The following is a 5,797-nucleotide window of genomic DNA, read 5'->3' on the forward strand; positions in this document are numbered from 1 at the left end:
GGGGGGGGTGGGCTCCGCCCGGGGGGTATGAGCCGCCCAGGTTAACTCGAAGCGGGGGTCCGCCGGGCCGGCCCCCCCGGCCGTTCAGCTGTTCTCCCCGGCCGGGCCGCCGCGACCCGGTTCCATCCGGACGAACTCGCCTGTGGGCTAAGGAAGTCGAGGGCCCGAAGGAGGGCCGGGGCGCCGGTGCCGATCCTGGTTCGCGGCCACCGCAGCCGCTGCGGTCGCCGCGGCCACCGCCGAGGCGAATGCCGTGGCGTTCGCCTCAAGATGGCCGACCTGCGTGGTGCCGGTCAGGACGACCGCGCGCCGGAAGGCCGCCGTGTGGAAGGCGAAGGGGTTGCCGGCGCCGGCGAGCGCACCGGACGCCATCGGCCGGTTGAGCAGGGGCAGGTGCGAACGCCCGGCCTCGCCGTACGCGGCGGCGAAGCCGGCGTTGGCGGGGTTCGCCGGGAACTGGACGGTGTCGAAGACGTCGACGGCGAGCGCCGCCCGCAGGGCCTCCTCGGAGGAGACGCTGACGCCGACCGCTCCCACCTCCCCGGAGGCCCGCAGGCCCTCGAACCAGGCGAGGAGGCGCTCGTCCCGCAGGTCCTCGACCGCGCACTTGTGGAGTTGCAGGAGGTCGACGCGCCCCAGCAGCTGGCGGGACCGTTCGAAGCTCGTCTCCAGGGCTCCGGGCGAGTGGTCCGGACGGGCACCCTCCGGGGCCGGCCAGGTCTCGCCGCACTTGGTGGCGATCACCAGGTCGTCGCGTCGGCCGGCGGGCAGGTCCGCGAGGTACTCGCCGAGCACCGCCTCGCTCCGGCCGTACGCGGCGGCCGTGTCGAAGAAGCGGATGCCCAGGTCGATCGCCCGGTCCAGCAGGGCCCGGGCCTGTTCGGGGGGACGGACCGCGGAGTCCGGGGCGGGCCAGGGACGGCCGATGCCGATCAGGCCGAGCCCGAGTTCGACTCCTCGGATCCGGTCGCCCATCGCCCTGTCCACCACTTACGCCTCCGGACGACAAAACGGCCGGTCGATCCGAAGATCAACCGGCCGTTCGCTGTGCGCGAGGGGGGAGTTGAACCCCCACGCCCTTTCGGGCACTGGAACCTGAATCCAGCGCGTCTGCCTATTCCGCCACCCGCGCATCTGGGTGATGAGGAAAACTATAGACCATCTGGTGGGGTGCCTCCGACCACCCCGGGGCGAACGGGCGGGAGCCGCCCCGCACGCGGGGGTGCGGGGCGGCGGCCGGGGCTGGCTACGGCCTCGGGGCCCGGAGGTGGCGGGCGAGGTAGCCGGTCCAGGTCCGCTGGAAGCTCTCCGCGAGCTGCGACTCGGGGGCGAACAGGTCGAAGGCGTGGTACGCGCCGGGGTACAGGTGGAGTTCGACCGGGACGCCGTGGGCGCGCAGGCGCATGGCGTAGTCGAGGTCCTCGTCGCGGAAGCAGTCCAGTTCGCCGACCGCGATGAAGGCGGGCGGCAGCCCGGCGAGGTCCTCCGCGCGGGCGGGGGCGGCGTACGGGCAGACGTCGTCGGTTCCGGCGCGGTCGCCGAGGACCGCCTGCCAGGCGAGGCGGTTGGTGGCGCGGTCCCAGATGCCGATGTCGGTGATCTCGCGGCTGGACGCGGTCCGGTCGCGGTCGTCGAGCATGGGGTACATCAGCGCCTGGAACAGCGGCGCCGGGCCGCCGCGGTCGCGGACCAGCAGGGCGGTGGCCGCCGCGACCCCTCCGCCACCGCTCTGGCCGGCGATGCCGATCCGGGCGCCGTCCAGGCCGAGCGCGGGCGCTTCGCGGACGAGCCACCGGTGGGCGGTGTAGCCGTCCTCGGCGGCGCCGGGGGCGGGGGTCTCGGGGGCGAGCCGGTAGTCGACGGCGGCGACGGCGCAGCCGAGCCGCGCGGCCAGCTGCTTGAGCCAGGGGTCGTCCTGGGCGGCGAAGCCGAGCACCTGCCCGCCGCCGTGGAACCAGAGCAGCACCGGCAGCGGGCCGGTGGCGGTGGTGGGCCGCAGCAGGCGGACCGGCACGTCCGGGCCGCCGTCCGGCCGAACAGCGCGGTGTTCCTCCACCGTGACGGACGGCTCGTCGGGCGTGGCGGCGGCGCCGGCCGCGGCGAAGGAGCGGAGGGTCTCGCGGGTCGCGGCGATGTCGGTGAGGTCGAAGGCGCCGTGGGGGGTCATCGGGACGGCGTCGAGGGCCCGGCGCAGTTCCGGGTCCATCAGCAGGCGGGGGGCGGGCCCGGTGGTGTCCGTTGCCATGGCCGCTCAGCCCCGGAACTCGTCGATGACGACCACACCGGTCGGCCCGTACGTCTCCAGGGACTCCAGCACCGAGCCCGCCTCGTGGAGGCCGACGGTGCGGGTGACGATCCTGCCGGGGTTGAGGCGGCCGGCCTCGATCATGTTGAGCATCGTGCCGAACCGCTGCCCCTGCATGCCGAAGGCACCGAGGATCTCCAGCTCCTTGACCATCATGACGTCGATCGGCAGCGGGACGTCGCCCCGCTCGGCGCCGGTGGTGTGCCCGAGTTGGAGGTGGCGGCCGCGGGTGCGCAGGGAGAGGACGGAGTTCCGGCAGGCCTCGGCGATCCCGACGGCGTCGACGGACACGTGGGCGCCGCCCCGGGTGAGGGTCTTGACGGCCTCGGTCGGCTCGTCCACGGCCGCGTTGACGGTGTGGACGGCGCCGAGGGCGCGCGCGGCGTCCAGCTTCTCGTCGGAGATGTCGATCGCGATGACGTTGGCGCCGGTGGCCGCGGCGATCTCCACCGTGGACAGCCCCATGCCGCCGCCGGCCCCGTACACCGCGACCCATTCGCCGCCGCGCACCCGCGCCTGGTCGACGACGCCGTGGAAGGCGGTCATGTAGCGGCAGGCGAGGGCGGCGACATCGACGAAGCCGACGGTGTCGGGGACCCGGACCAGGTTGACGTCGGCGAAGCGGACCATGACGTACTCGGCGAAGGCGCCCCAGTAGGACACCCCGGGCACGAGGGAGTCCACGTGCTCGCACACGTGCTGGTTGCCGCTGCGGCACATCTCGCAGGAGCCCTCGCCGGGGTTCATCGGGAAGATGACGCGGTCGCCGTCCCGCCAGTCGCGGACGTCCCGGCCGACCTCCACGACGGTGCCGGCGAACTCGTGGCCGAGCACGAACGGGGGCTGGACCTGCGGCCCGCCGGTCCAGAAGTCCCCGGCCCACAGGGCCCAGTCGGTGCGGCAGATGCCGTTGGCGCCGACGCGCACGATCGCGCCGTCCGGCGGGCAGACGGGGTCGGGCACCTCGCGCATGACGAGGGGCTTGTGGAGTTCTTCGATGACTGCGGCGCGCATGGACGCGACCTCCTTGGTAAATGTCCACCGGTTGAAGCGGTGGACTTGGAAGCTATGCGGAGGCGAGGAGTCGTGTCAACCGCATAGAGTGGTGGACATGAGCGATGGGGACGGCCGACGAGAAGGGCGCCAGCGCGCCAGGACCGACTTCCGGTTCGACGACGCACGACTGTGCTTCGCCTTCGCCGGCACACTGGCCGACCGCGGCAAGGACGTGCAGGTGGAACGGCTCGCCGGGCCGGAGGACCTGAGCCGGTGGGGCGTGGAGAGCGGCTGCACGACGGTGGCGCCGAGCTGCGGTGAGGCCGAACTGGAGGGAGCGCGGCGGCTGCGCGAGGCGATCCAGCGGATCGGCGTCGCACTGGCGGAGGGGACGGTGGCTGATCACGAGGACGTCGCGGTGATCAACAGGGCAGCGGCAGAACCGACTTCGGTGCCCGCGCTCTCGGCGGATGCGGAGTCCGTGCGCTGGGACGGGGACGGCGTGGCGGCGGTGCTGTCGATGGTCGCGCGGGACCTGATCGAACTCTGCGGATCGGAGCAGCGGACACGCGTCCGCATCTGCGGAAACCCGGACTGCGGAACGCCGTTCGTGGACACGTCCCGGGCGGGAGCGAGGCGCTGGTGCTCGATGAAGACCTGCGGCGCACTGGTGAAGAAGCGGGCCTACCGGGCGAAAGCGAAGTAGCCGGGGCAGGAGACGCAGCGGGGCGGGGCACCGGTCGGCGCCCCGCCCCGAGGGGTGTGGAGGGGTGGATCAGCCCTCGATCGGCAACTCGCCGGCCCGGACGGCGTCGATGAACGAGCCCCACGAGGAGTCGGAGAAGACGAGGGCCGGGCCCTGCGGGTCCTTGGAGTCACGCACCGGAACGAGGCCGGGGAATCCGGGGGCTACCTCGATGCAGTTGCCGCCGTTGTCGCCGCTGTAGCTGCTCTTCCGCCAAGCGGTCGCGGCGAGCTCGTTGCTCATCATCCTTGAAACCCTCCAGCGCTTCGGCAATCAACCGAAGCGAGTCGAACTCTGACAGACATTCGGCGCGGAGCTGATCATAGCGACGCTGGTGCTTGGCCACGACGTCGGAATCGTCGCTCAGGTGCCCCCGATCGAGGCTCTCCGAGTACACCGAGCGCCGCCCATCCGGCAGCTCCAGCAACACCATAGCCGCGTTGAAGACGACTCGACGGGCCGAGAACGGCGCCACCTGAAGGACGATGTTCGGGAGCTGCGCCACTCGCAGCAGGTGTTCCATCTGGCTTCTCATCACATCCGGTCCACCCACGACCGTTCGGATCGCGCTCTCGTCGAGAATGACGAGCAGCAACGGCCCATCAGGTTCGAGAAAGCGACTCTGCCGACTGAGTCGGGCCCTGGTCAGCTCCTCAATTTCCTCCGGCTTGCCAGCCGCAATGCCACTGGCGAACAGCGCCTGCGCATACGTTCTGCACTGCAGCAGGCCGTACATCATGCTGTCCTGGTACGCGCGCAGCCCGATGGCGATGGACTCCTGGTCCGCGTAGTCCTGGAACCAATCCGGGTGCTCGATCGAGGCGTTCCAGTCGACCCGCCCGTACAGGCGCATGAGCAGGTCGCCGGTGTTCAGCAGTTGCCCGAGCTCCTCGACCTCCTCGACCGAGGGCTTCCGCCGCCCGCTCTCCGTCCGCGAGATCACCGTCCGGTCGAGATGGAGCAGCTTGCCCAGCTCCTCCTGGGTGAGGCACGCCAACTCGCGCGCGTAGCGGACCTCTTCGCCGAACATGATCGCGGAGCTCGCCGTCGGTCCGCGCTTGATCTTCCGGTGTGCCATCACTGCTCCCAGCTGTGCGTCACGTGCTCAACACGTGGATATGGGCGTCACCGTACTCCCACGGGCCGATCATTGATACCGGAACGCAATCATCTGCATGCGCAGCGTGAATGCGTGCGCTCTTGTCGCACTCCCCCCTCCGCCCCCTCCGAGGTACCCCCATGCTCAAAACGCACCGTCGCCCCCGCATGTTCGTCGCGCGCCTCGACTCCCGTACCGAGTCCACGCCGCTGGCCCGGTACTTGCTCCGGGCCTACCTCTCCGCCCTCCCCGCCGGAGACCGGTACTCGGACACCGCCGAGCTGTTGCTCGGCGAGTTGTTCGCCAACGCCGTCCAGCACTCCGACGCCCCCGACGACTGTCACATCGAGGTCCGCTTCACCGTCACCGGCTCCCGTCTGCGGCTGGAAGTCCACGACGCCGGCACCGACCACCCCACCCTCCACACCCCAACTCCTGACGACGAGCACGGGCGCGGACTGCTCCTCGTCAACGAACTCGCCGAACGCTGGGGCAGCGCCAACCGCCCCGGCGGCATCGGCAAGTACGTCTGGGCCCACATCGCCCCCGCCCCCGGCCCCGCCCTCGTCACCGCCTGAAAGCACCAACTCCCATGCACCTCACCACCCTCGCCGGCCACGCCCTCTCCCGCGGCCGCACCCCCGCCGACACC

7 protein-coding genes and 1 tRNA gene are annotated in these 5,797 nt (G+C 71.6%); 2 read left to right on the plus strand and 6 right to left on the minus strand.

From position 1 onward, the window contains the following. Positions 1-147: 147 nt before the first annotated feature. The 4 genes from ACFVHV_RS43000 to ACFVHV_RS43015 all read right to left on the minus strand — a co-directional run bounded on the left by ACFVHV_RS43000 (position 148) and on the right by ACFVHV_RS43015 (position 3,319). A complete protein-coding gene (locus tag ACFVHV_RS43000; protein WP_380359220.1) occupies positions 148-990 on the minus strand; it encodes an aldo/keto reductase in 843 nt (280 codons plus the stop codon). Between the two features lie 58 nt (positions 991-1,048). Beyond that, positions 1,049-1,132, minus strand: a tRNA-Leu gene (locus ACFVHV_RS43005). 114 nt (positions 1,133-1,246) lie between these two features. Beyond that, a complete protein-coding gene (locus ACFVHV_RS43010) occupies positions 1,247-2,245 on the minus strand; it encodes an alpha/beta hydrolase (protein WP_380359223.1) in 999 nt (332 codons plus the stop codon). Between the two features lie 6 nt (positions 2,246-2,251). Next, the gene (locus tag ACFVHV_RS43015; RefSeq protein WP_380359225.1) at positions 2,252-3,319 is read right to left on the minus strand and encodes an alcohol dehydrogenase catalytic domain-containing protein; all 1,068 of its coding nucleotides are present in this window, start codon (positions 3,317-3,319) and stop codon (positions 2,252-2,254) included. A 97-nt stretch (positions 3,320-3,416) separates the two neighbouring features. Here ACFVHV_RS43015 and ACFVHV_RS43020 point away from each other — a divergent pair, with 97 nt between their 5' ends. Next, complete coding sequence (locus ACFVHV_RS43020) at positions 3,417-4,007, plus strand: CGNR zinc finger domain-containing protein (protein WP_380359228.1); 591 nt, start codon at positions 3,417-3,419, stop codon at positions 4,005-4,007. 69 nt (positions 4,008-4,076) lie between these two features. Here ACFVHV_RS43020 and ACFVHV_RS43025 read toward each other — a convergent pair whose 3' ends face one another. Further along, the gene (locus ACFVHV_RS43025; protein WP_380359233.1) at positions 4,077-4,220 is read right to left on the minus strand and encodes a DUF397 domain-containing protein; all 144 of its coding nucleotides are present in this window, start codon (positions 4,218-4,220) and stop codon (positions 4,077-4,079) included. Further along, a complete protein-coding gene (locus ACFVHV_RS43030) occupies positions 4,177-5,124 on the minus strand; it encodes a helix-turn-helix transcriptional regulator (protein WP_359913557.1) in 948 nt (315 codons plus the stop codon). The genes ACFVHV_RS43025 and ACFVHV_RS43030 overlap by 44 nt, the downstream gene beginning before the upstream one ends. 161 nt (positions 5,125-5,285) lie before the next feature. On the opposite strand from ACFVHV_RS43030, the gene ACFVHV_RS43035 reads away from it, so the two are divergent. Continuing rightward, positions 5,286-5,723, plus strand: a complete 438-nt coding sequence (locus ACFVHV_RS43035; RefSeq protein ID WP_380359230.1) for an ATP-binding protein — start codon at positions 5,286-5,288, stop codon at positions 5,721-5,723. The last annotated feature ends 74 nt before the right edge of the window (positions 5,724-5,797 follow it).

This window comes from Kitasatospora sp. NPDC127116 (assembly GCF_042677365.1).
Lineage (GTDB): Bacteria > Actinomycetota > Actinomycetes > Streptomycetales > Streptomycetaceae > Kitasatospora > Kitasatospora lactacystinica.

What these genes read in the sequence shown, in the direction of transcription:
- ACFVHV_RS43020 (WP_380359228.1), top strand. Translation starts at nt 3,417, where the DNA reads ATGAGCGATGGGGACGGCCGACGAGAAGGGCGCCAGCGCGCCAGGACC.
- ACFVHV_RS43030 (WP_359913557.1), bottom strand. Translation starts at nt 5,124, where the DNA reads ATGGCACACCGGAAGATCAAGCGCGGACCGACGGCGAGCTCCGCGATC.
- ACFVHV_RS43015 (WP_380359225.1), bottom strand. Translation starts at nt 3,319, where the DNA reads ATGCGCGCCGCAGTCATCGAAGAACTCCACAAGCCCCTCGTCATGCGC.
- ACFVHV_RS43035 (WP_380359230.1), top strand. Translation starts at nt 5,286, where the DNA reads ATGCTCAAAACGCACCGTCGCCCCCGCATGTTCGTCGCGCGCCTCGAC.
- ACFVHV_RS43010 (WP_380359223.1), bottom strand. Translation starts at nt 2,245, where the DNA reads ATGGCAACGGACACCACCGGGCCCGCCCCCCGCCTGCTGATGGACCCG.